Below are 23,020 nucleotides of genomic sequence, written 5' to 3' on the forward strand. Positions count from 1 at the left end.
ACTTTATCACTATTCTTTCTTCTCGCTCTCTTCGTCTTCGGGGACTGACCGGCTGGCGGTCAGCAGGAACGGGGATTGCTGCCAGCGCGTGCGCTTGCCGCGAAGCAGGGTACGCGCCAGCACAACGCCGATGGCGAGTGAAAGCAGCAGCATCAGGCGCAGAATGTTGGTGGTATTATCGACCTGTTTGGCTTCAGTGGGCAGGGTGTGGGTATCAAGGGTGAGGCGCAGATAGCCCAGCGGGCCATTCTTCCCCTGAATAGGTTCAACAAGCTGTTGGTTGAAGTAGCCGCCGGCTTTTTTGCCGTCCAGCGCCAGCCTGTCTCGCACGTCGACGTGCTCACCCGCGCGGGCAATCAGGTTGCCTTGCTCATCATAGACACCGGCATCAAGAATGCGGCTGTTCTCCGTGAGCAGGCGTAAAACCTGGCCTATCCGCTTCTCGTCAGGCGTTTCGTTACGCATGGACGGCGCGACGTTGAGCGTGACCTGGCGTGCCAGCGTGCGGGCCAGCTCTTCAAACTGCGGGTTGCGTTGCCGTTGATGGTTCTGGCTAAACCACGATGCCCCTTGCATCAGCACCACTAAGAGTGCGAGACAGGAAAGGACAATCACGGCGCGATGGAGCCGGAATTTCAGTTTTGCGCGAGCCATATTCCACCTGCTGAAAATTTACGGCTTAATGTTGCCAGAAGTGATGGTTACAGGGTAGCCTCATGCGTTATTTTCCCTCTGCAACCTTCCGGCGCGAACGAAATTACAGGAGCTTTAATGCCGAACATTACCTGGTGTGACCTGCCAACGGATGTCTCTTTATGGCCAGGATTGCCGCTCTCTTTAAGTGGCGATGAGGTGATGCCTCTGGATTACCACGCCGGTCGTAGCGGCTGGCTGCTGTATGGACGCGGTCTGGATAAGCAACGCCTGACCCAGTATCAAACCAAACTGGGGGCCGCGATGGTCATCGTCGCCGCCTGGTGCGTGGAAGACTACCAGGTCATTCGCCTGGCGGGCTCTCTGACCCAGCGCGCCACGCGCCTGGCGCATGACGCCGGGCTGGATGTCGCACCATTGGGTAAAATTCCGCACCTGAAAACGCCTGGCCTGCTGGTCATGGACATGGACTCTACCGCCATTCAGATCGAGTGTATCGACGAAATTGCGAAGCTGGCGGGCAGCGGCGAGCTGGTGGCTGAAGTCACCGAGCGTGCGATGCGCGGCGAGCTGGATTTCACCGCCAGCCTGCGACAGCGCGTGGCGACCCTGAAAGGGGCCGATGCCAACATTCTGCGCCAGGTGCGCGACGTGCTGCCGCTGATGCCCGGGCTGACGCAGCTGGTGCTGAAGCTGCAGTCCCTCGGCTGGAAGGTGGCGATCGCCTCCGGTGGCTTCACCTTCTTCGCGGATTATCTGCGGGAAAAACTGCATCTGACCACCGTGGTGGCCAACGAGCTGGAGATTATGGACGGCAAGCTGACCGGTCAGGTGATCGGCGATATTGTGGATGCCCAGTACAAAGCCAATACGCTGACGCGCCTCGCGGAAAAATATGAAATTCCGGTTGTCCAGACCGTCGCCATCGGTGACGGCGCGAACGACCTGCCGATGATCAAAGCGGCCGGCCTGGGCATTGCCTACCATGCCAAGCCAAAAGTGAATGAAAAGACGGAAGTGACTATCCGTCACGCTGACCTGATGGGGGTGTTCTGCATTCTCTCCGGCAGCCTTAATCAGAAATAACGGTCTGCTTTGTAGGCCGGGTAAGCGTAAGCGCCACCCGGCTCGCAGGCCGCAGAGAAATAACGAGGTAAACCGTGGCGAAAGCTCCAAAACGCGCATTTGTCTGTAATGAATGTGGTGCGGATTATCCGCGCTGGCAGGGGCAATGTAGCGCCTGCCATGCCTGGAACACCATCACCGAAGTGCGTGGTGTGGCGGCTTCGCCGAGCGTGGCGCGCAATGAACGCCTGAGTGGCTATGCGGGCAATGCGGGCGTGTCGAAGGTACAAAAACTTTCAGACATCAGCCTGGAGGCGCTGCCGCGCTTCTCCACCGGCTTTAAGGAATTTGACCGCGTGCTCGGCGGCGGCGTGGTGCCGGGCAGCGCGATCCTGATCGGCGGTAACCCGGGCGCGGGTAAATCGACTCTGCTGCTGCAAACGCTTTGCAAGCTCGCCGAACAGATGAAAACCCTGTACGTCACGGGCGAAGAATCACTCCAGCAGGTGGCGATGCGCGCGCACCGCCTGGGCCTGCCGACCGGCAACCTGAATATGCTGTCGGAAACCAGCATCGAGCAGATCTGCATGATCGCCGAAGAAGAGCAGCCGAAGCTGATGGTGATCGACTCCATCCAGGTGATGCACATGGCGGACATCCAGTCCTCGCCGGGCAGCGTCGCGCAGGTGCGTGAAACCGCGGCCTACCTGACGCGCTTTGCCAAAACGCGCGGCGTGGCGATTGTGGTGGTGGGTCACGTGACCAAAGACGGCTCGCTGGCGGGACCGAAGGTGCTTGAACACTGTATCGACTGCTCGGTGATGCTCGACGGCGACGCGGACTCTCGCTTCCGTACCCTGCGCAGCCATAAAAACCGCTTTGGGGCGGTTAACGAACTGGGCGTCTTTGCCATGACCGAACAGGGGCTGCGCGAAGTCAGCAACCCGTCGGCCATCTTCCTGAGCCGGGGAGATGAAATCACCTCCGGCAGCTCGGTGATGGTGCTGTGGGAAGGGACGCGCCCGCTGCTCGTCGAAATTCAGGCACTGGTGGATCACTCGATGATGGGCAACCCGCGGCGCGTGGCGGTCGGTCTGGAACAGAATCGTTTGGCGATCCTGCTGGCGGTGCTGCACCGTCACGGCGGGCTGCAGATGGCGGATCAGGACGTCTTCGTTAACGTGGTCGGCGGCGTCAAAGTCACCGAGACCAGCGCAGACCTGGCGCTGCTGCTGGCGATGGTCTCCAGCCTGCGCGACAGACCGCTGCCGCAGGATCTGGTCGTCTTTGGCGAAGTGGGCCTCGCCGGGGAAATCCGTCCGGTGCCGAGCGGCCAGGAGCGTATCTCCGAGGCGGCAAAACACGGTTTCCGTCGGGCTATCGTTCCCGCCGCCAACGTGCCGAAAAAAATCCCGGAAGGGATGCAGGTCTTTGGCGTGAAGAAACTCGCAGATGCGTTAAATGTCTTTGACGACTTATAATTACGTATTCGATTTTGCAGGAGGCACCGTAATTTATGTCATCATTTGACTACATCAAGACCGCTATCCGCCAGAAAGGCTGCACGCTGCAGCAGGTGGCAGACGCCAGCGGCATGACCAAAGGCTACCTGAGCCAACTGCTGAACGCCAAAATCAAAAGCCCCAGCGCGCAGAAGCTGGAAGCGCTGCACCGCTTTCTGGGGCTGGAATTCCCGCGTATGCAAAAGAACATCGGCGTGGTGTTCGGCAAGTTTTACCCGCTGCATACCGGGCATATCTATCTGATCCAGCGCGCCTGTAGCCAGGTGGACGAGCTGCACATCATCATGGGGTACGACGAAACCCGCGATCGTCAGCTGTTTGAAGACAGCGCCATGTCGCAGCAGCCGACCGTGCCGGACCGTCTGCGCTGGCTGCTTCAGACCTTCAAGTACCAGAAAAACATTCGCATTCATGCCTTTAACGAAGAGGGTATGGAGCCGTACCCGCACGGCTGGGACGTGTGGAGCAACGGCATCAAAGCGTTTATGGAAGAGAAGGGCATTGCGCCTAACTGGATCTACACCTCTGAAGAGTCCGACGCGCCGCAGTTCCGCGAGCATCTGGGCATCGAGACGGTGCTGATCGATCCGAAACGCACCTTCATGAACATCAGCGGAGCGCAGATCCGCGAAAACCCGTTCCGCTACTGGGATTACATTCCGACCGAAGTGAAGCCGTTCTTCGTGCGCACGGTAGCTATTCTGGGCGGCGAGTCGAGCGGTAAATCAACGCTGGTCAACAAGCTTGCTAACATCTTCAACACCACCAGCGCGTGGGAGTACGGCCGTGACTATGTCTTCTCGCACCTGGGCGGCGACGAGATGGCGCTGCAGTATTCCGACTACGACAAAATCGCGCTTGGTCATGCCCAGTACATTGATTTCGCGGTGAAATACGCCAATAAAGTCGCCTTTATTGATACCGATTTCGTCACCACGCAGGCGTTCTGCAAAAAGTACGAAGGGCGCGAGCACCCGTTCGTGCAGGCGCTGATTGACGAATACCGCTTTGACCTGGTGATCCTGCTGGAAAACAACACCCCGTGGGTGGCCGACGGCATGCGCAGCCTCGGCAGCTCGGTGGACAGGCGGGAATTCCAGTCCATGCTGGTGGAGATGCTCAACGAAAACAACGTTGAGTTTGTGCACGTTGAAGAGTCAGGCTACGACTCCCGTTTCCTGCGCTGCGTCGAACTGGTGAAGGAGATGATGGGGGAGCAGGGGTAATAACTTATCCCCCTCATCCTGCCCTCTCCCCATAGGGGAGAGGGTAAAGACAGCGCCGTGCGATCCCCTCAGAGGGCTAGGGTGAGGGGAATCAGACCACTCAGAACTCAACCACCATCTTCCCGCGCATATGCCCGTCCAGCACCTTGCGGTGCGCCTCGGTAATGCTTTCCACGCTCAGCCCGTGCAGCGTTTCACTCAGTGAGCTTTCCACCACGCCGTTATCCACCAGCTTCGCCACCTCATTGAGGATCTCACCCTGACGCGCCATATCAGCGGTCTGGTACATGCTGCGGGTGTACATAAATTCCCAGTGCAGGGCGGCGGATTTGGACTTCAGCTTGTCCTGGTTCAGCGGGTGTTCATTCTCCACGATAGAACAGATATGCCCCTGCGGTGCAATCAGGTCGCTGACCGCATCCCAGTGCCCGTCGGTGTCGTTGAGGATGAAAATGTAATCCACAAAGGTCAGCCCGTGCTTCGCCAGTTCGCCTTTCAGATCGCGGTAGTTCACCACCACATCTGCACCGCGATCGCGGCACCACCGGGCGGAATCTTCACGGGACGCGGTTGCGATCACCTTTACCTTGCTGTTGTGCTTCGCAAACGGGATCGCCAGCGATCCCACGCCGCCCGCACCGCCGATGATCAGCAGGGTTTTGTCCGTACCGGCATCCTGAATATTCAGCCTTTCAAACAGGCCTTCCCACGCGGTGAGCGCGGTCAACGGCAGCGCGGCGGCAGCCGCCCAGCCGAGGCTTGACGGTTTGTGCCCGACAATGCGCGCATCGATCAGCTGATGCGTAGCGTTGCTGCCCGGTCGGGTGATGTCGCCTGCGTACCACACTTCATCTCCCGGTTTGAATCCGGTCACGCCAGCCCCAACGTCTTTGACGATCCCGCTGGCATCCCATCCAAGAATACGCGGCTCGTTCAGCCCGTTCTTAGCAATGCCCGCGTGGACTTTGGTATCGACCGGGTTAACGGAGACGGCTTTCACCTCCACCAGCAGATCGTGCTCGCCGGGCTGCGGCATCGGTGGAGTGATTTCAATGAAAGTAGAGGGATTTTCAGGGTTAACGGCGATGGCTTTAACTGACATGGTGTGCTCCTCAATGGCATGCGTTTTGTTGAGGCTAGTCTATTAAGTGGCCATCTGCGTGATAAGATGGACAATTAAGAACTCAGCGTTCGTACAGGATGAACAATCATGTTTAAACAGCTGCAGGATATGGCGCTATTCGCGCTGGTGGCCGAGATGGGCAGCTTTACCGCGGCAGCCCAGAAGGCGGAGCTGCCAAAATCCAGCGTGAGCCAGCGGATTAGCCAGCTGGAGCAGCAGGTGGGCATTCGCCTGCTTAACCGAACCACGCGCAGGCTGAACCTGACGTTTGCGGGCGAGCACTATCTGGTGCACTGCCGCGAAATGCTGGCAGCCAGCGAGCGGGCGGAGTACGCCATCCAGCGCCTGCGCGAAAACCCCAGCGGGCGGCTGCGCATCACCTGCCCGGCGGGGATTGGCGCGACGCTGCTGGCGCATATGAATGCCGAGTTCCAGCTTCGCTATCCTGAGGTTTCGCTGGACGTGTCGATCTCTGATGACGTGGTGGATCTGGTCGAGGCCGGCTTTGACGTGGCGCTGCGTACCGGCAAGCCGCAGGACTCCTCCCTGATTGGCCGCATGATCGGGCACTGCCCGCGCTACATGCTGGCCTCGCCGGACTATCTGGCGCGCCGTGGGCCGCTAACGCATCCCCGACAGCTGGTGGAGCACCGCAGCATTACGCATCGGGCGTGGTCAGAGTGGCTTCTGCGAAGCGAGAGCGAGGACTATCGCTACCTGCCGGATAACGCGCACATGACCGACAACCTGGTATACGCCCGCGAATGTGCGATTGCCGGTGCGGGGATTACGCTCCTTCCGGCTTTTTTGCTGGAAGATAAGGTCGAGAAAGGGGCGCTGGTGCAGGTACTGCCGGAGTGGAACGTTGAAGGAAACGACCTGTGGCTGGCCTATCCGAGCCGTAAGCTCAACTCACCCGCGCTGATGAGCTATATCGACTTTGCAATGCAGTTTGACGAGGTGAAGCGGTATTACGTGGGTAAATAAAAAAGCCGGGTGGCGGCTTCGCCTTACCCGGCCTACAAACAGCGCAGAACCGTAGGCCGGGTAAGCGTGAGCGCCACCCGGCTTTTGGGCACTTACTTAGAAATACGCTTGTACTTAATACGCTTCGGCTCCAGCGCGTCGGCGCCCAGCGTGCGTTTCTTGTACTCTTCGTATTCGGTGAAGTTACCTTCGAAGAACTCCACTTTACCTTCATCCTGGTAGTCCAGAATGTGGGTCGCGATACGGTCAAGGAACCAGCGGTCGTGCGAGATAACCATTGCACAGCCCGGGAACTCCAGCAGGGCGTTTTCCAGCGCGCGCAGGGTTTCGATATCCAGGTCGTTGGTTGGTTCATCGAGCAGCAGTACGTTACCGCCCACCTGCAGCAGCTTCGCCAGGTGCAGACGTCCGCGCTCACCGCCGGACAGCTCGCCCACGCGTTTGCCCTGGTCGGTGCCTTTGAAGTTAAAGCGGCCAACATAGGCGCGGCTTGGCATCTCGGTGTTGCCGATACGCATGATATCCAGACCGCCGGAAACTTCTTCCCACACGGTTTTGCTGTTATCCATCGCGTCACGGAACTGGTCAACGGAGGCCAGCTTCACGGTCTCACCCAGGGTGATAGAGCCGCTGTCTGGCTGTTCCTGACCGGACATCATGCGGAACAGGGTCGATTTACCCGCGCCGTTCGGACCGATGATGCCCACGATAGCGCCTTTCGGTACGGAGAAGGTCAGATCGTCGATCAGCACGCGGTCGCCGTAGGACTTACGCAGGTTGGTCACTTCAACCACTTTATCCCCCAGACGAGCTCCAGGTGGAATAAACAGTTCGTTGGTTTCGTTACGTTTCTGGTATTCGGTGTTGTTCAGCTCTTCGAAGCGTGCCAGACGGGCTTTGCCCTTAGACTGACGGCCTTTCGTGCCCTGACGCACCCACTCCAGCTCTTTCTCGATAGACTTACGGCGCGCCGCTTCCTGAGACGCTTCCTGAGCCAGACGCTGATCTTTCTGCTCCAGCCAGGAGGAGTAGTTGCCTTCCCACGGAATACCTTCACCGCGGTCCAGCTCCAGGATCCAGCCGGCGACGTTGTCGAGGAAGTAACGGTCGTGGGTGATCGCCACAACGGTGCCTTCGAAGTCGTGCAGGAAGCGCTCCAGCCACGCCACGGATTCCGCATCCAGGTGGTTAGTCGGTTCGTCGAGCAGCAGCATGTCTGGTTTTTCCAGCAGCAGGCGGCACAGCGCCACGCGGCGGCGTTCACCCCCGGAGAGGTTCGCGATTTTTGCATCCCAGTCCGGCAGACGCAGGGCATCCGCCGCGCGCTCCAGCTGCACGTTCAGGTTGTGACCGTCGTGCGCCTGGATGATCTCTTCATACTTGCCCTGCTGTGCGGCCAGCTTGTCGAAGTCCGCATCCGGTTCGGCATATTTGGCATACACTTCATCCAGACCTTTCAGGGCGTTAACCACTTCGGACACCGCTTCTTCAACGGATTCGCGAACGGTGTGTTCCGGGTTCAGCTGAGGTTCCTGCGGCAGGTAGCCAATCTTGATGCCAGGCTGCGGACGGGCTTCACCTTCGATGTCTGTATCAATGCCGGCCATGATGCGCAGCAGGGTGGACTTACCGGCACCGTTGAGACCCAGAACACCGATTTTTGCGCCCGGGAAGAAGCTCAGCGAGATATTTTTAAGAATATGACGTTTCGGCGGAACAACTTTGCCGACACGATGCATGGTATAAACGAATTGAGCCACGTTGGACTTCGCCTCTTTTATCGTAATGAGAAGGAATTTCAGCCTCGAAGTGTAGCCTTTTTCCCGCCCTAATCCCAGCCAGGAACGTCGGGAGTGTTAAAACGCGCAAGAAAGGTAAAAAAGTGTCCATGACGTGGCGCGTTGCAGGATGCCTGGTTAGCATAAGTTAATGAGACTTTGACGTGGCAAGACGCTGCAATTGACGAAAAAACAATGAGGAAGAGCTTGTGGAAAAAGCCAAACGGGTGGTCTGGCGTCTGCTGGCTGCCAGCGTATGCGTAATGGCGGTAAGCCAGGCGGTGCATGCCGATTCACTGGATGAACAACGTAGCCGGTATGCCCAGATTAAGCAGGCATGGGACAACAAGCAGATGGATACCGTGCAGGCGCTGATGCCGACGCTCAAGGATTATCCGCTGTATCCGTATCTGGAGTATCGTCAAATTACGGACGATCTCATGAACCAGCCCACCGTTACCGTGAATAACTTCATTCAGGCGAACCCGACCCTGCCGCCAGCCCGGAATCTTCAGTCTCGTTTTGTGAACGAACTGGCGCGTCGCGAAGACTGGCGCGGGCTGCTGGCGTTTAGCCCTGACAAGCCGAATACCACCGAAGCGCAGTGTAACTACTACTACGCAAAATGGGCGACCGGCCAGCAGGAAGAGGCCTGGGCCGGGGCGAAAGAGCTCTGGCTGACCGGGAAAAACCAGCCGAACGCTTGTGATTCCCTGTTTGGCGCGTGGCGTGCTTCCGGCAAGCAGGATCCGCTGTCCTACCTCGAGCGTATCCGCCTGGCGATGAAAGCCGGTAATACGCGTCTGGTGACTGCGCTGGCGGGGCAGATGCCGTCCGATTACCAGACGATCTCCACGGCAGTTATTTCGCTGGCAAACGATCCCAACAGCGTCCTGACCTTTGCCCGAAGTACGGGCGCGACCGATTTTACCCGCCAGATGGCGGCGGTGGCTTTTGCCAGCGTGGCGCGTGACGATGTGGAAAACGCGCGGCTGATGATCCCGCAGCTGGTGCAGGCGCAGCAGCTTAATGAGGAGCAAACGCAGGAGCTGCGCGATATCGTGGCGTGGCGACTGATGGGCACCGATGTGACCGACGAGCAGGCGCGCTGGCGAGACGATGCGATTATGCGTTCGAACTCCACGTCGCTGGTGGAACGCCGCGTGCGCATGGCGCTGGGTACGGGCGACCGTCGTGGGCTCAATACCTGGCTCGCCCGGTTGCCTATGGAGGCCAAGGAGAAAGATGAATGGCGCTACTGGCAGGCCGATCTGCTGCTGGAGCGCGGTCGTGATGATGAGGCCAAAGAAATTCTTCATACGCTGATGCAGCAGCGCGGGTTCTACCCGATGGCGGCCGCGCAGCGCCTGGGCGAGGAGTACACCTTCCGCATTGATAAAGCGCCCGCTAACGCGAATCCGGCGCTGACCCAGGGGCCAGAAATGGCGCGCGTTCGCGAGCTGATGTACTGGAATATGGACAACACCGCGCGCAGCGAGTGGGCGAATCTGGTGACCAGCCGCACCACCGATGAAAAAGCTCAGCTTGCCCGCTATGCGTTTGATAACCACTGGTGGGATCTGAGCGTGCAGGCGACGATCGCCGGTAAGCTGTGGGATCATCTCGAAGAGCGTTTCCCGCTGGCTTACAAGGATCTGTTCGATCGTTACACCAGCGGCAAAGATATCCCGCAAAGTTACGCGATGGCGATTGCCCGTCAGGAAAGCGCCTGGAACCCGAAAGTCCGTTCCCCGGTGGGCGCCAGCGGCCTGATGCAGATTATGCCGGGAACGGCGACGCACACGGTGAAGATGTTTAACATCCCTGGATACAGTAGCCCGTCACAGCTTCTCGATCCGGATACCAACATCAACATCGGTACCAGCTACCTGCAGTATGTGTATCAGCAGTTCGGCAATAACCGTATCTTCGCGTCGGCGGCGTATAACGCGGGGCCGGGTCGCGTGCGCACCTGGCTCGGCAACAGCGCCGGACGCATCGACGCCGTGGCGTTTGTCGAGAGCATCCCGTTCTCGGAAACGCGCGGCTACGTGAAGAACGTGCTGGCTTATGACGCCTACTATCGCTACTTCATGGGGCAGAAAGATACCCTGATGAGCGATGCCGAGTGGCAGAGACGTTACTGATCGGCGTGGGTTGTGTTATGCTGTACTCGCTAATGAGTACAAGAGGCAGCATAACATGACCCAGCATTCCCCGTATTCCTCGGCAATGGCCGAACAACGTCATCAGGAGTGGCTTCGTTTTGTGGAGCTGCTTCGCCAGTCTTACGAGCAGGATTTGCATTTACCCCTGATGCAGCTAATGCTCACGCCGGACGAGCGTGAGGCGCTGGGCACGCGCGTGCGGATCATTGAAGAGCTGCTGCGCGGCGAGATGAGCCAGCGCGAGCTGAAAAATGAGCTCGGCGCGGGCATCGCGACGATTACCCGCGGATCGAACAGCCTAAAGTCGGCGCCCGTTGAGCTGCGCCAGTGGCTGGAAGCGGTGTTGTTGAAAAACGCCTAACGATAGATCGCGTTATGGAACGGGCTTAACGCCAGGATCACCGCCTGGTGATAAACGCCTGAACGCGTCAGCGCACCGGCGGTAAAGACGCCAATCGCTCCTTCTTTACGGCCAATCTCATCAATGCCGGTGTACCGCGACATCACCGGCCCGAGCGCTTCACCCGCACGCACTTTTTCCAGAATGATCTCCGGCAGGGGCAGGGTGGCCGAACGCGCCTCGCCGCGCTGCTCGCGGCTTTCGATCACCACCCAGCTAAAGGTTGCGCCTTCGTCGATACCGGCTTCAATCGCCACCCAAAAGTCCGCATCCGGGGCCGCAGCTCTGGCATTTGCCACGCGATTTCGTGCGCCAGCGCGCGTTTCCTCGCTGCCAAACGGCTGTTCAGGAACGCCACTCTCGACGCCGATGGCCTCAATATGGCAGGATCCTGCGCCGAAGATCTCGTCAAATGCCCTTAGAATTGCCTGAATTTTGGCAGGATTAGTGGTAGCAGAGACAACATGGTGCATAATTAAGCTCGATTCAAAAAAAACTCATCGCAGTATAACGGAAAAAAAGCATGTTACAGGTATACCTTGTTCGCCACGGTGAAACGCAGTGGAACGCCGAGCGACGTATTCAAGGCCAGTCAGACAGTCCTCTCACTGAGAAGGGTGTGCAGCAAGCGTGGCAGGTGGCGGAACGCGCCAGAACGCTGGGCATTACCCACGTGATTACCAGCGATTTAGGTCGCACACAGCAGACGGCGCGCATCATCGCGGACGCCTGCGGCTGTGACGTCATGCTTGAGCCGCGCCTGCGCGAGCTGGATATGGGCGTGCTGGAAAAACGCCATATCGATACGCTGACGGAAACGGAAGAGGGCTGGCGTCGCACGCTGGTGAACGGTACCGAAGATGGCCGTATTCCTGAGGGCGAATCCATGCAGGAGCTCAGCGTACGTATGCATGCCGCCCTGGCGGAATGCCTGAAGCTCCCGGCGGGAAGCCGTCCGCTGCTGGTGAGTCATGGGATTGCGTTGGGATGCCTGGTGAGCACCATTCTGGGACTACCGGCTTACGCTGAGCGCCGTTTGCGTCTGCGCAACTGCTCTATTTCCCGAATTGATTATCAGGAGAGCGCGTGGCTGGCGTCAGGTTGGGTGGTGGAGATGGCAGGGGACATTTCGCATCTCGATGCCCCTGCGCTTGACGAACTGCAGCGTTAACGACGTATCGGAATCAAGAATTCCATACGCAGATTGATGGGGCCTTCTTCCGGTTTGGCATCCTGCGCCGGGTAGTAGCGCTCAATGTCCTGACCTTTACGGCGATTCAGATTCAGCATCGGCATGCAGGTTCCGTAAACGGTCAGGATGAACTCCTGAACACCCGTTCCCAGCCCTTCATAGGCGAACATCACGTATTCACCGCCTTCCAGCACGACAGGTTTTGAACCCTGAATGTAGCCATTGGCCATCTCTGGCGTCAGCGCGGTGGTGTAGAACACCTCCTGCTCGTCGTCCTTTTCCTGGCTTGGGTGCGTTTCGTTGAGACCATACAGAATAGGCGGGATCGCCGGTGCGTGGCTCAGGAAGTCGCGCCAGAACTGGACGCGCATCTGATGACGGAACTCGGAAATCTGCTCCAGCGAACAGGAGTAGCTCTGCGTCGTGCCGATCAGATGGGTTTCCGGCAGGGTAATAATTTCATACTTCGGCATCGCGAACTCGCCCAGACGCAGCGGCGGACGCATGCCAAACGAGCTCCAGTCAGGCGAGCGACGATACAGCGCTGGCGTCAACGAGAACTGTTTTTTAAAGGCGCGGGTGAAGGTCTGCTGCGAATCGAAACGATATTGCAGGGCAATATCCAGAATCGGGCGCGCGGTCAGGCGCAGAGCCACAGCAGATTTCGATAAACGACGTGCGCGAATATAGGCCCCGATAGCATGACCGGTGACATCCTTGAACATCCTTTGCAGATGCCACTTGGAATAGCCTGCTTTAGCCGCCACATTATCCAGTGACAAAGGCTGGTCGAGATGACCTTCCAGCCAGGTGAGCAGGTCGCGAATAATTCCAGCCTGATCCATATACTATCCTCATCCTTAAAACAGCAGGTGCCTGATAACAGGTTAGCGGATAATAGCATTTTTTGATGTTTTAGCATTCAGTGTTTTTTTTGCGCTTTCATGCTTTTTGTAGGGCATTATGGGTAAATATATTCTAATCCTGTGATCTTGCTACTTTTTTGTCTAAAGTGTTGAATAATCGCTCAGTGTAATTTTAAAGAATGGTAACAATATGAAATACAAGACTTTGCTCTTCACCGCGCTGATGTTGATGGCCGGGCGCGTGGCACAGGCGGAACAGATTGGTTCTGTCGACACCGTGTTCAAAATGTTTGGCCCGGACCACAAAATCGTGGTGGAGGCGTTTGACGATCCGGACGTGAAAAACGTCACCTGCTATGTCAGCCGTGCGAAAACGGGCGGTATCAAGGGCGGTCTGGGGCTGGCGGAAGACACCTCCGATGCGGCGATCTCCTGTCAGCAGGTGGGCCCGGTTGAATTGAGCGATAAAATTAAAAACGGCAAAGCGCAGGGCGACGTGGTATTCCAGAAACGAACCTCGCTGGTGTTCAAAAAGCTGCAGGTTGTGCGTTTCTATGATGCCAAACGCAATACGCTGGCTTACTTGGCCTATTCCGATAAAGTGGTAGAAGGTTCACCGAAAAACGCGATCAGCGCGGTGCCGATTATGCCGTGGCAGTAATTCAGGGATGAATCATGCAACAACCTGTGGTCTGGCTGGTTGAAGACGAAACCAGTATCGCCGATACGCTGATCTACATGCTTCAGCAGGAAGGATTCGCGGTAAAGGCGTTTGAACGCGGCTTACCCGTGTTGGAGGAGGCGCGGCGGCAGGTTCCGGCGCTCGCCATTCTGGATGTCGGACTGCCCGACATCAGCGGGTTTGAGCTTTGCCGTCGGCTGCTGGCGCAGCATCCCTCGCTGCCTGTGCTGTTTCTGACGGCGCGCAGTGATGAGGTAGACAAGCTGCTTGGCCTGGAAATGGGCGCTGATGACTACGTTGCGAAACCTTTCTCCCCTCGTGAAGTCTGCGCCCGGGTGCGGACGATTTTGAGGCGCATGCAAAAATCCGCTGCACCGTCAGAAACGTTGCGTATCGGGCAGTTTGAACTGAACGAACCTGCCGCGCGAATCAGCTGGTGCGGGGAAGCACTGCCCCTGACCCGCTACGAATTCTTGCTGCTCAAAACCTTGTTACAGGCACCCGGGCGGGTCTTTTCGCGTCAGCAGCTCATGGACAAGGTATGGGGTGAAGACGGCGACAGCTTCGATCGTACTGTGGACACCCACATCAAAACCCTGCGCGCCAAGCTGCGTGCGGTGAACGAAGAACTGTCACCCATCAGCACCCATCGCGGTATGGGCTACAGTCTGGGCCTTTACTGATGCGCATTGGGATGCGGCTATTGCTGGGATACTTCCTGATCGTCGCTATCGCCGCGTGGTTTGTGCTGTCGATCTTTGTTCAGGAAGTAAAGCCCGGCGTGCGTAGGGCAACCGAGGGCACGTTAATCGATACCGCGACCTTGCTCGCCGAAGTCGGGCGTGAGGATCTTCTTTCGGGCAATGCACAGCAGGGCAAACTGGCGCAGGCCTTTTCCCAGCTCCATCAGCGGCCTTTCCGCGCCAATATCGGCGGCATTCATAAAGTGCGCAATGAGTATCACGTCTATATGACCGATGCGCAGGGTAGAGTGGTTTTTGATTCCGCCGGTCTGGCCGTGGGGCAGGATTACTCTCGCTGGAACGACGTCTGGCTGACGCTTCGCGGCGAATACGGCGCGCGCAGTACTCAGATCAATCCCGAAGACCCGGAGAGCACGGTGATGTATGTTGCCGCGCCGGTTGTGGAGCAGGGAAAAATCATCGGCGTGCTGTCGGTGGGGAAACCGAACAGCGCGATGGCGCCGGTGATTCACCGCAGCGAGCGACGGATACTGTGGGCAGGCGGTGCGCTGCTCGGCATTGCCCTGCTGATTGGCTTGGCGGTGGCGTGGTGGATCAATCGATCTATCGGTACGTTATCGCGCTATGCCGACTCGGTAACCACCGATACGCCTCTCCCATTGCCTAATCCAGGCAGTAGCGAGCTGCACAAGCTGGCACAGGCGCTGGAAAATATGCGCATTCGCCTTGAAGGGAAAAACTACATTGAACGCTATGTCCATGCGTTGACCCACGAGCTGAAAAGCCCCATTGCCGCTATACGCGGCGCGGCAGAAATTCTCTCCGAGCAGCCACCGCCGCAGGTGGCCGCGCGGTTTATCGATAATATTCTGGTGCAAAACGCGCGTATGCAGTCGCTGGTTGAAAAACTGCTCACTCAGGCGCGGCTTGAAAATCGGGTCGAGATTACGCCTCAGACCGTCCGCGTCGATCTGCTGTTTACGCGGCTTGCCGATGCGCGCTCGGCGGTGCTGGCGGCAAAAGAGATTGCGCTGACCCTCCAGCCCGCTTCGCTTCATGTTGAAGGCGATCCCGATCTGCTCGAACAGGCGCTCGGCAATTTGCTGGATAACGCTATCGATTTTACCCCGCAGGGCGGTGCCATTGAACTGGCGGCCCGGGAGGAGCACGGGCAGATACAGCTTCTCGTCACCGACAGCGGAAGCGGGATCCCGGATTATGCGCTGGAGCGAATTTTTGAGCGTTTTTATTCCCTGCCGCGCGAGAACGGGTTGAAGAGCAGCGGGCTCGGGCTGGCGTTTGTCCAGGAGGTGGCGCGTCTGCATCAGGGAGAGGTTACATTGCGTAATCGTGATGAAGGTGGCGTGATGGCCACGCTGAGACTTCACCGTCCCTTCACATAACTTCAAACTGCCCCCACACAGCCTGGTTACGCTCTCCTCATCACAAAGGAGACGTAATGATGAAATCCCCCCTGTTCTGGAAAGTCAGCACCCTGCTGGGGTGCATTCTGCTGCTGTTAGTTCCGCTGTTTATGGTGAGTAACCTCATTTCAGAGCGTGAAAGCTACCGTAACGATGTCGAAAATACGCTTCGCCAGAGTACCAGTGGACCGCAAAAACTGGTCGGCCCGCTGATTGCTATCCCGGTGACGGAGATCTTCTACAAGTTAGAGGATGAGAAGAAAGTCGAATACAAGAAAAGCTATATGCGCTTTATCCTGCCGGAGTCTCTGCTGGTTGAGGGTAACCAGCACGTTGAGTCCCGAAATATCGGTATTTATGACGGGCAGATCTGGAACACTAAACTCAACATAAAAGCGCGGTTCAACACCGAAAAAATCACGCAGCTGAAAGGGGAGGCGATGACCCTGGGGCAGCCGTTTATCGTTGTTGGCGTGGGCGACGCTCGCGGTATTGGCACGGTGAACGTCTCCAGTATCAACGGTGAGACGCTGGGCGTAGAGCCGGGTTCAGGCGTGTATGGGGGGCTTTCCGGGATTCATATCCCGCTGACGGACAAAGCGCTGGAGCCAAAAACGTTTGTCATGGAGATGTCGCTGAATCTGGCAGGGACGGGAAGTTTTGCCGTGGTGCCTGTGGGACGTAACAGTGAAATGGCGCTGAACAGCAACTGGCCACATCCAGGCTTTATGGGTAACTATCTGCCGGTGAAGCACAAAATTGGTGATTCCGGTTTCCAGGCGAACTGGCAGAGCAGCTGGTTTGCGAACAACCTTGAGAGCTGGTTCAACGGCAGTGAATCTCCGGCGTGGGAGTCGATCCCCGCTTTCAGCGTCACGGTGGCCACGCCCGCCGATCAGTATCAACTGACTGACCGGGCGATAAAGTACGCTATTTTACTGATTGCGCTGACGTTTATGGCCTTCTTTGTTTTCGAAACTCTGACCCGGCTGCGCCTGCACCCGATGCAGTATCTGCTGGTGGGGCTGTCGCTGGTGCTGTTCTATCTGGTGCTGTTGGCGCTGTCAGAACACGTCGGCTTTACGCCAGCCTGGGTTGTTGCAAGTCTGGTTGGCGCGGCGATGAACGGGATGTACCTGCGGGCTGTGCTGAAAAGCTGGAAGCGTAGCGGGCTGTTCGTGCTGGCCCTGCTGGGGCTGGACGTGGTGATGTGGTTCTTGCTGCGCTCGGAGGATAGCGCGCTGCTGTTGGGGTCAGCGGTGCTGGCGCTGGCACTGTTCGCCGTGATGTACCTGACCCGACATCTCGACTGGTATTCACTTTCACAGCCGAAGCGGCCTGAGCCACCTGCATCGCCGGATGACGATACGATGCGGATCTGGAAATAAAAAAAAACGGCGCAAATGCGCCGTTTTTTATTGCGTTAACTGCGGGATTACTCCTGCAGGTCACCGCAGAAACGGTACCCTTCGCCGTGGATCGTGGCGATGATTTCCGGCGTATCTGGTGTAGATTCGAAGTGCTTACGAATACGACGGATGGTGACGTCTACGGTACGGTCGTGCGGCTTCAGCTCACGGCCGGTCATTTTCTTCAGCAGCTCTGCACGGGACTGGATCTTGCCCGGGTTTTCGCAGAAGTGCAGCATCGCGCGGAATTCACTGCGCGGCAGTTTATACTGCTCGCCGTTCGGGCTAATCAGCGAACGGCTATTGATATCAAGTTCCCAGCCGTTGAATTTGTAGCTATCGACGCTACGACGCTCTTCGCTGACCGTGCCCAGGTTCATGGTGCGGGACAGCAGGTTGCGTGCACGAATGGTTAACTCGCGAGGGTTGAACGGCTTGGTGATGTAATCATCCGCACCGATTTCCAGGCCAAGAATTTTATCAACTTCGTTGTCACGGCCCGTCAGGAACATTAACGCGACGTTCGCCTGCTCGCGCAGTTCGCGCGCCAGAAGAAGACCGTTTTTGCCCGGCAGGTTAATGTCCATGATCACTAGGTTGATATCATTTTCAGAAAGGATCTGATGCATCTCTGCGCCATCGGTCGCTTCAAAGACATCGTAGCCTTCTGCTTCGAAAATGCTCTTTAACGTGTTGCGTGTTACCAACTCGTCTTCAACGATAAGAATGTGCGGGGTCTGCATGTTTGCTACCTAAATTGCCAACTAAATCGAAACAGGAAGTACAAAAGTCCCTGACCTGCCTGATGCATGTCGCAAATTAACATGATCGGCTTAACGTGACTAAAGTACGTAATTGCGTTCTTGATGCACTTTCCATCAACGTCAACAACATCATTAGCTTGGTCTTGGGTACTTTCCCTTTGGACCCGACAGTGTCAAAAACGGCTGTCATCCTAACCATTTTAACAGCAACATAACAGGCTAAGTGACACCAGACACCCAATAAAACTACGCTTCGTTGACATATATCAAGTTCAATTGTAGCACGTTAACAGTTTGATGAAATCATCGTAGCCGAATGCTAGCCTTTGTCACAATTTTTCAATAAACCAACTAGTTGCGGACATTGATTTATAAACGAAGCGAATCCAATCAGAATAGAGTATTCATGTTACTATTATCATTATAAAACATAGGGATAATAGTGTTCTGTTAACATTCTAACTGATTGTTCAGACACAGAATAGTTTAGCGTTTTTAATTTGTTATGAAACGCTATTTCGGTGATTTGTGTTGCAATTTTGTAAATTCGCGCTGCGTAATATGTTGAAGTGCATCACATTTTTACCGGCTAACTGATTAAAAAGAGAGCATAAATGCATCTGTCGATTGTACTGGTTGCACCAGCCAGAGCAGAAAATATAGGCGCAGCGGCGCGTGCGATGAAGACCATGGGTTTTACCGATTTACGTATTGTGGACAGCACGGCCCATCTGGAGCCAGCCGCCCGGTGGGTGGCGCATGGTTCGGGAGATATTCTCGATAATATAACCACTTACGCTACGCTTGCCGACGCGCTGCATGACATTTCGTTTACCGTTGCAACCACCGCGCGCAGCCGGGCGAAGTTCCACTATTACGCCACGCCTGCTGAACTGGTACCCATGCTCGAAGAGAAAAGCCAGTGGCTGGAGAAAGCCGCGCTGGTATTTGGACGTGAAGATTCCGGATTAACCAACGAAGAGCTGGAATTGGCGGACGTTCTTACCGGTGCGCCGATGGTGGCCGATTATCCTTCCCTGAATTTGGGCCAGGCGGTCATGGTCTATTGCTATCAATTAGCCTCCCTAATGCAAATCCCTCAACCTCAGCCAGAAGCGGCAAATGAAAATCAGCTGGCCGCGCTGCGAACTCGCGTGCAGGGGCTGTTATCGAGCCTTGGCGTCGCGGACGATCAGAAAATGGCCGACTGGCTGCAGCAGCGTCTTGGTCGTCTTGAGCAACGGGACACCGCCATGTTGCACCGTTTGCTGCACGATATTGAAAAAAAATTGGCCGAGTAAAATACTGCCATAAGTTTTTATTATGGCGAATAAGTCTGTCTGAGCGGGTTGCGTTTGGGGTAATCGGATGAAAATAAAGCGGCGCGCAGCGGGACCTGAGAGTCTCCCAAAATGTGATCAAATTAAAAATCCATTGACTTAAGGGGCCCGATCCTTTAACCCTAAAAGAATACAGCACAGACAGATAATAATGACAGAGTACACAACATCCATGAAACGCATCAGCATCACCACCATTACCACAACCATCATCATTACCACAGGTAACGATGCGGGCTGACGCGTACAGGAAAAACAGAAAAAAGCCCGCACCTGAACAGTGCGGGCTTTTTTTTCGGCTAAAGGAAACGAGGTAGAACCATGCGAGTGTTGAAGTTCGGCGGTACATCAGTGGCAAATGCAGAACGTTTTCTGCGTGTTGCCGATATCCTGGAAAGCAACGCCAGGCAGGGGCAGGTTGCGACCGTGCTCTCTGCCCCGGCAAAAATCACGAACCATCTGGTGGCGATGATTGAAAAAACCATCGGTGGCCAGGATGCACTTCCGAACATCAGCGACGCAGAGCGTATCTTCGCTGACTTACTGCAAGGCCTGGCAGAAGCGCTGCCTGGCTTCCCGCATGCGCAGCTGAAGTCTTTTGTTGAACAAGAATTCGCGCAAATTAAACATGTCCTGCACGGCATCAGCCTTCTCGGCCAGTGCCCGGACAGCATCAATGCAGCGCTGATTTGTCGCGGTGAAAAACTCTCTATCGCCATCATGTCCGGCGTGCTGGAAGCGCGCGGCCATAGCGTGACCGTGATCGATCCCGTTGAAAAACTGCTGGCGGTGGGCCACTACCTCGAATCCACCGTTGATATTGCCGAATCAACCCGCCGTATCGCCGCCAGCAAAATTCCCGCTGACCACATGATCCTGATGGCAGGCTTCACCGCCGGTAACGAGAAGGGCGAGCTGGTGGTGCTGGGCCGTAACGGTTCCGACTACTCCGCCGCCGTGCTGGCCGCCTGCTTACGCGCGGACTGTTGTGAGATCTGGACTGATGTTGACGGCGTGTATACCTGCGATCCGCGCCAGGTACCGGACGCCAGGCTGCTGAAGTCGATGTCGTACCAGGAAGCGATGGAGCTTTCCTACTTCGGCGCCAAAGTACTTCACCCGCGTACCATCTCCCCGATTGCCCAGTTCCAAATCCCTTGCCTGATTAAAAACACCGGTAACCCGCAGGCGCCGGGTACGCTGATTGGCGCGAGTACCGATGAGGACGGACTGCCGGTGAAAGGCATCTCCAACCTGAACAACATGGCGATGTTCAGCGTCTCGGGTCCGGGGATGAAAGGGATGGTCGGCATGGCGGCACGCGTGTTTGCGGCCATGTCCCGCAACGGTATTTCGGTGGTGCTGATCACCCAGTCATCCTCCGAGTACAGCATCAGCTTCTGCGTGCCGCAGGCTGACTGCCTTCGCGCCCGCCGCGCGCTGGAGGAAGAGTTCTATCTGGAGCTGAAAGAAGAATTGCTGGAGCCGCTCGCGATTCAGGAGCGTCTGGCGATCATCTCCGTGGTGGGCGACGGTATGCGCACCCTGCGCGGTATCTCCGCCAAATTCTTTGCCGCGCTGGCGCGCGCCAATATCAATATCGTGGCGATTGCCCAGGGCTCGTCAGAGCGTTCAATTTCTGTTGTTGTGGATAACGACGATGCCACCACCGGCGTTCGTGTGGTTCACCAGATGCTGTTCAACACCGATCAGGTTATCGAGCTGTTCCTGATTGGCGTGGGCGGCGTCGGCGGCGCGCTGCTGGAGCAGGTGAAGCGTCAGCAGGAATGGCTTAAGAAGAAACACATCGACCTGCGCGTCTGCGGGATCGCGAATTCCAGAGCGCTGCTGACCAACGTCCACGGCCTGAACCTGGAAAACTGGCAGGCCGAGATGAATGAGGCAAAAGAGCCGTTCAACCTGGGGCGCCTGATCCGTCTGGTAAAAGAGTATCATCTGCTTAACCCGGTCATCGTCGACTGTACCTCGAACCAGGCGGTGGCCGACCAGTACGCGGACTTCCTGCGCGAAGGTTTCCACGTGGTGACGCCGAACAAAAAGGCCAACACCTCGTCGATGGATTACTATCACCAGCTGCGTCTGGCAGCGAGCAAGTCGCGCCGCAAGTTCCTCTACGACACCAACGTGGGGGCAGGCCTGCCGGTTATCGAGAACCTGCAGAACCTGCTTAACGCGGGCGATGAGCTGCAGCGTTTCTCCGGCATTCTCTCCGGATCGCTGTCGTTTATCTTCGGCAAGCTGGACGAAGGGATGAGCCTCTCGGAGGCCACCCGCGCCGCGCGCGAGCTGGGCTATACCGAGCCGGATCCGCGTGACGACCTTTCCGGTATGGACGTGGCGCGCAAGCTGCTGATCCTCGCGCGCGAAACGGGCCGTGAGCTTGAGCTTTCCGATATTGTGATTGAGCCGGTCCTGCCGGCAGAATTTGACAGCAGCGGTGACGTCAGCGCCTTTATGGCCAGGCTGCCGCAGCTTGACGACGCGTTTGCCGCCCGCGTGGCGAAAGCCCGTGATGAAGGTAAGGTATTGCGCTATGTTGGCAACATTGAAGAAGATGGCGTGTGCCGGGTGAAGATTGCCGAAGTGGATGGCAACGACCCGCTGTACAAAGTCAAAAACGGCGAAAACGCCCTCGCGTTTTACAGCCACTATTATCAGCCACTGCCGCTGGTGCTTCGCGGCTATGGCGCAGGGAACGACGTTACGGCGGCGGGTGTCTTTGCCGATCTGCTGCGTACCCTGTCATGGAAGTTAGGAGTTTAACATGGTCAAAGTTTATGCCCCGGCTTCCAGCGCGAATATGAGCGTCGGATTTGACGTGCTGGGTGCGGCGGTGACGCCGGTAGACGGTTCGCTGCTGGGCGATACGGTGACGGTGGAAGCGGCAGACAGCTTCAGCCTGAATAACGTGGGCCGCTTCGCCAGCAAACTGCCGTCTGAGCCACGCGAGAATATCGTCTATCAGTGCTGGGAGCGTTTCTGTCAGGAGATCGGTAAAAACGTGCCGGTCGCCATGACGCTGGAAAAAAGTATGCCGATTGGCTCCGGGCTGGGTTCCAGCGCCTGCTCGGTGGTCGCCGCGCTGGTGGCGATGAACGAGCACTGCGGCAAGCCGCTGAACAACAACCGCCTGCTTGCCTTAATGGGCGAGCTGGAAGGGCGTATCTCCGGCAGCATTCATTATGACAACGTTGCGCCATGCTTCCTCGGCGGCATGCAGCTGATGATCGAAGAAAATGGCATCATCAGCCAGCAGGTGCCAGGGTTTGATGAGTGGCTGTGGGTGCTGGCCTATCCGGGTATCAAGGTATCAACCGCGGAAGCGCGTGCGATCCTGCCCGCGCAGTATCGCCGTCAGGACTGTATCGCCCACGGGCGTCATCTGGCGGGCTTTATCCACGCCTGCTACACCCGTCAGCCGCAGCTGGCGGCCAAACTGATGAAGGACGTCATTGCCGAGCCGTACCGCACGAAGCTGCTGCCCGGCTTTAACGAGGCGCGACAGGCGTCCATGGATATCGGCGCGCAGGCGTGCGGCATCTCCGGCTCCGGCCCGACGCTGTTCGCCCTGTGCGACAAGCCTGACACTGCGCAGCGCGTGGCGGACTGGCTCTCTAAACACTACCTGCAAAATCAGGAAGGCTTTGTTCATATTTGCCGTCTGGACACGGCTGGCGCACGAGTACTGGGATAA

Annotated in this window: 22 protein-coding genes and 1 other annotated feature; of the genes, 16 read left to right on the plus strand and 6 right to left on the minus strand. The window is 57.0% G+C overall.

The window, feature by feature from the left end; translation table 11 throughout:
* Positions 1-9 precede the first annotated feature (9 nt).
* The gene (locus ACHH0Z_RS11010) at positions 10-654 is read right to left on the minus strand and encodes a YtjB family periplasmic protein (protein WP_008502067.1); all 645 of its coding nucleotides are present in this window, start codon (positions 652-654) and stop codon (positions 10-12) included.
* Positions 655-771: 117 nt separating this feature from the next.
* Between ACHH0Z_RS11010 and serB the strand changes: the two genes are divergently transcribed.
* The 3 genes from serB to nadR all read left to right on the plus strand — a co-directional run bounded on the left by serB (position 772) and on the right by nadR (position 4,468).
* A complete protein-coding gene (gene serB, locus ACHH0Z_RS11015; protein WP_008502066.1) occupies positions 772-1,740 on the plus strand; it encodes a phosphoserine phosphatase in 969 nt (322 codons plus the stop codon).
* Positions 1,741-1,814: 74 nt separating this feature from the next.
* Entirely contained in the window at positions 1,815-3,200 is a 1,386-nt protein-coding gene (gene radA, locus ACHH0Z_RS11020; RefSeq protein ID WP_045406371.1) for a DNA repair protein RadA, read from the plus strand.
* 35 nt (positions 3,201-3,235) lie between these two features.
* Positions 3,236-4,468 (plus strand): multifunctional transcriptional regulator/nicotinamide-nucleotide adenylyltransferase/ribosylnicotinamide kinase NadR, encoded by a 1,233-nt coding sequence (gene nadR / locus ACHH0Z_RS11025; protein ID WP_045406373.1) that lies wholly within the window; start codon positions 3,236-3,238, stop codon positions 4,466-4,468.
* Positions 4,469-4,568: 100 nt separating this feature from the next.
* Here the strand turns inward: nadR and ACHH0Z_RS11030 are convergent, their stop codons facing one another.
* On the minus strand, positions 4,569-5,570 hold the full coding sequence (locus ACHH0Z_RS11030) for a zinc-binding alcohol dehydrogenase family protein (protein WP_045406375.1): 1,002 nt from the start codon (positions 5,568-5,570) through the stop codon (positions 4,569-4,571).
* Positions 5,571-5,678: 108 nt separating this feature from the next.
* Here ACHH0Z_RS11030 and ACHH0Z_RS11035 point away from each other — a divergent pair, with 108 nt between their 5' ends.
* The gene (locus ACHH0Z_RS11035; RefSeq protein WP_021240577.1) at positions 5,679-6,578 is read left to right on the plus strand and encodes a LysR family transcriptional regulator; all 900 of its coding nucleotides are present in this window, start codon (positions 5,679-5,681) and stop codon (positions 6,576-6,578) included.
* Positions 6,579-6,670: 92 nt separating this feature from the next.
* Here ACHH0Z_RS11035 and ettA read toward each other — a convergent pair whose 3' ends face one another.
* The gene (gene ettA / locus ACHH0Z_RS11040) at positions 6,671-8,338 is read right to left on the minus strand and encodes an energy-dependent translational throttle protein EttA (protein WP_021240576.1); all 1,668 of its coding nucleotides are present in this window, start codon (positions 8,336-8,338) and stop codon (positions 6,671-6,673) included.
* Positions 8,339-8,565: 227 nt separating this feature from the next.
* On the opposite strand from ettA, the gene sltY reads away from it, so the two are divergent.
* Both sltY and trpR read left to right on the plus strand, forming a co-directional pair.
* Complete coding sequence (gene sltY / locus ACHH0Z_RS11045) at positions 8,566-10,503, plus strand: murein transglycosylase (RefSeq protein WP_045406377.1); 1,938 nt, start codon at positions 8,566-8,568, stop codon at positions 10,501-10,503.
* Positions 10,504-10,558: 55 nt separating this feature from the next.
* Positions 10,559-10,885, plus strand: a complete 327-nt coding sequence (gene trpR / locus ACHH0Z_RS11050) for a trp operon repressor (RefSeq protein ID WP_021240574.1) — start codon at positions 10,559-10,561, stop codon at positions 10,883-10,885.
* Here the strand turns inward: trpR and yjjX are convergent.
* Entirely contained in the window at positions 10,882-11,397 is a 516-nt protein-coding gene (gene yjjX, locus ACHH0Z_RS11055) for an inosine/xanthosine triphosphatase (protein WP_045406379.1), read from the minus strand. The genes trpR and yjjX overlap by 4 nt on opposite strands.
* 50 nt (positions 11,398-11,447) lie before the next feature.
* On the opposite strand from yjjX, the gene gpmB reads away from it, so the two are divergent.
* The gene (gene gpmB / locus ACHH0Z_RS11060; protein ID WP_008502057.1) at positions 11,448-12,095 is read left to right on the plus strand and encodes a 2,3-diphosphoglycerate-dependent phosphoglycerate mutase GpmB; all 648 of its coding nucleotides are present in this window, start codon (positions 11,448-11,450) and stop codon (positions 12,093-12,095) included.
* Here the strand turns inward: gpmB and robA are convergent.
* Positions 12,092-12,961, minus strand: a complete 870-nt coding sequence (gene robA / locus ACHH0Z_RS11065) for an MDR efflux pump AcrAB transcriptional activator RobA (protein WP_008502056.1) — start codon at positions 12,959-12,961, stop codon at positions 12,092-12,094. The genes gpmB and robA overlap by 4 nt on opposite strands.
* A 211-nt stretch (positions 12,962-13,172) precedes the next feature.
* Here robA and creA point away from each other — a divergent pair, with 211 nt between their 5' ends.
* From creA to creD, 4 genes are read left to right on the plus strand one after another with little or no spacing between them, the layout of a single operon-like run.
* Complete coding sequence (gene creA / locus ACHH0Z_RS11070; protein WP_021240573.1) at positions 13,173-13,643, plus strand: protein CreA; 471 nt, start codon at positions 13,173-13,175, stop codon at positions 13,641-13,643.
* A 14-nt stretch (positions 13,644-13,657) separates the two neighbouring features.
* Positions 13,658-14,347: a two-component system response regulator CreB gene (gene creB / locus ACHH0Z_RS11075; protein WP_032649878.1), complete on the plus strand. Its 690-nt coding sequence runs from the start codon at positions 13,658-13,660 to the stop codon at positions 14,345-14,347.
* Positions 14,347-15,771: a two-component system sensor histidine kinase CreC gene (gene creC / locus ACHH0Z_RS11080; RefSeq protein ID WP_045406381.1), complete on the plus strand. Its 1,425-nt coding sequence runs from the start codon at positions 14,347-14,349 to the stop codon at positions 15,769-15,771. Before creB ends, creC begins: the two co-directional genes overlap by 1 nt.
* Positions 15,772-15,827: 56 nt before the next feature.
* On the plus strand, positions 15,828-17,180 hold the full coding sequence (creD, locus tag ACHH0Z_RS11085) for a cell envelope integrity protein CreD (protein ID WP_045406383.1): 1,353 nt from the start codon (positions 15,828-15,830) through the stop codon (positions 17,178-17,180).
* Between the two features lie 47 nt (positions 17,181-17,227).
* Here creD and arcA read toward each other — a convergent pair whose 3' ends face one another.
* On the minus strand, positions 17,228-17,944 hold the full coding sequence (gene arcA, locus ACHH0Z_RS11090) for a two-component system response regulator ArcA (protein ID WP_003856501.1): 717 nt from the start codon (positions 17,942-17,944) through the stop codon (positions 17,228-17,230).
* Between the two features lie 95 nt (positions 17,945-18,039).
* Here arcA and yjjY point away from each other — a divergent pair, with 95 nt between their 5' ends.
* The 5 genes from yjjY (at position 18,040) to thrB (ending at position 23,020) form a co-directional block, all read left to right on the plus strand.
* A complete protein-coding gene (yjjY, locus tag ACHH0Z_RS11095) occupies positions 18,040-18,180 on the plus strand; it encodes a protein YjjY (protein ID WP_085928893.1) in 141 nt (46 codons plus the stop codon).
* Between the two features lie 399 nt (positions 18,181-18,579).
* Positions 18,580-19,266, plus strand: a complete 687-nt coding sequence (locus ACHH0Z_RS11100; protein WP_008502053.1) for a tRNA/rRNA methyltransferase — start codon at positions 18,580-18,582, stop codon at positions 19,264-19,266.
* 211 nt (positions 19,267-19,477) lie between these two features.
* Complete coding sequence (gene thrL / locus ACHH0Z_RS11105; RefSeq protein WP_015572623.1) at positions 19,478-19,546, plus strand: thr operon leader peptide; 69 nt, start codon at positions 19,478-19,480, stop codon at positions 19,544-19,546.
* Positions 19,485-19,602, plus strand: a sequence feature (Thr leader region). (Overlaps the previous gene by 62 nt.)
* A 24-nt stretch (positions 19,603-19,626) precedes the next feature.
* A complete protein-coding gene (thrA, locus tag ACHH0Z_RS11110) occupies positions 19,627-22,089 on the plus strand; it encodes a bifunctional aspartate kinase/homoserine dehydrogenase I (RefSeq protein ID WP_045406385.1) in 2,463 nt (820 codons plus the stop codon).
* 1 nt (position 22,090) lies between these two features.
* A complete protein-coding gene (gene thrB, locus ACHH0Z_RS11115) occupies positions 22,091-23,020 on the plus strand; it encodes a homoserine kinase (protein ID WP_021240567.1) in 930 nt (309 codons plus the stop codon).

Origin of the sequence: Enterobacter cloacae complex sp. 2024EL-00227, assembly GCF_043945315.1 — a bacterium.
GTDB lineage: Bacteria > Pseudomonadota > Gammaproteobacteria > Enterobacterales > Enterobacteriaceae > Enterobacter > Enterobacter roggenkampii.

Bases quoted from the DNA above. Each gene is read 5' to 3' on its own strand.
- ACHH0Z_RS11010 (WP_008502067.1), bottom strand. From the start codon at position 654: ATGGCTCGCGCAAAACTGAAATTCCGGCTCCATCGCGCCGTGATTGTC.
- serB (WP_008502066.1), top strand. From the start codon at position 772: ATGCCGAACATTACCTGGTGTGACCTGCCAACGGATGTCTCTTTATGG.
- nadR (WP_045406373.1), top strand. From the start codon at position 3,236: ATGTCATCATTTGACTACATCAAGACCGCTATCCGCCAGAAAGGCTGC.
- ACHH0Z_RS11030 (WP_045406375.1), bottom strand. From the start codon at position 5,570: ATGTCAGTTAAAGCCATCGCCGTTAACCCTGAAAATCCCTCTACTTTC.
- ACHH0Z_RS11035 (WP_021240577.1), top strand. From the start codon at position 5,679: ATGTTTAAACAGCTGCAGGATATGGCGCTATTCGCGCTGGTGGCCGAG.
- trpR (WP_021240574.1), top strand. From the start codon at position 10,559: ATGACCCAGCATTCCCCGTATTCCTCGGCAATGGCCGAACAACGTCAT.
- yjjX (WP_045406379.1), bottom strand. From the start codon at position 11,397: ATGCACCATGTTGTCTCTGCTACCACTAATCCTGCCAAAATTCAGGCA.
- gpmB (WP_008502057.1), top strand. From the start codon at position 11,448: ATGTTACAGGTATACCTTGTTCGCCACGGTGAAACGCAGTGGAACGCC.
- robA (WP_008502056.1), bottom strand. From the start codon at position 12,961: ATGGATCAGGCTGGAATTATTCGCGACCTGCTCACCTGGCTGGAAGGT.
- creA (WP_021240573.1), top strand. From the start codon at position 13,173: ATGAAATACAAGACTTTGCTCTTCACCGCGCTGATGTTGATGGCCGGG.
- creB (WP_032649878.1), top strand. From the start codon at position 13,658: ATGCAACAACCTGTGGTCTGGCTGGTTGAAGACGAAACCAGTATCGCC.
- creC (WP_045406381.1), top strand. From the start codon at position 14,347: ATGCGCATTGGGATGCGGCTATTGCTGGGATACTTCCTGATCGTCGCT.
- creD (WP_045406383.1), top strand. From the start codon at position 15,828: ATGATGAAATCCCCCCTGTTCTGGAAAGTCAGCACCCTGCTGGGGTGC.
- arcA (WP_003856501.1), bottom strand. From the start codon at position 17,944: ATGCAGACCCCGCACATTCTTATCGTTGAAGACGAGTTGGTAACACGC.
- ACHH0Z_RS11100 (WP_008502053.1), top strand. From the start codon at position 18,580: ATGCATCTGTCGATTGTACTGGTTGCACCAGCCAGAGCAGAAAATATA.
- thrA (WP_045406385.1), top strand. From the start codon at position 19,627: ATGCGAGTGTTGAAGTTCGGCGGTACATCAGTGGCAAATGCAGAACGT.
- thrB (WP_021240567.1), top strand. From the start codon at position 22,091: ATGGTCAAAGTTTATGCCCCGGCTTCCAGCGCGAATATGAGCGTCGGA.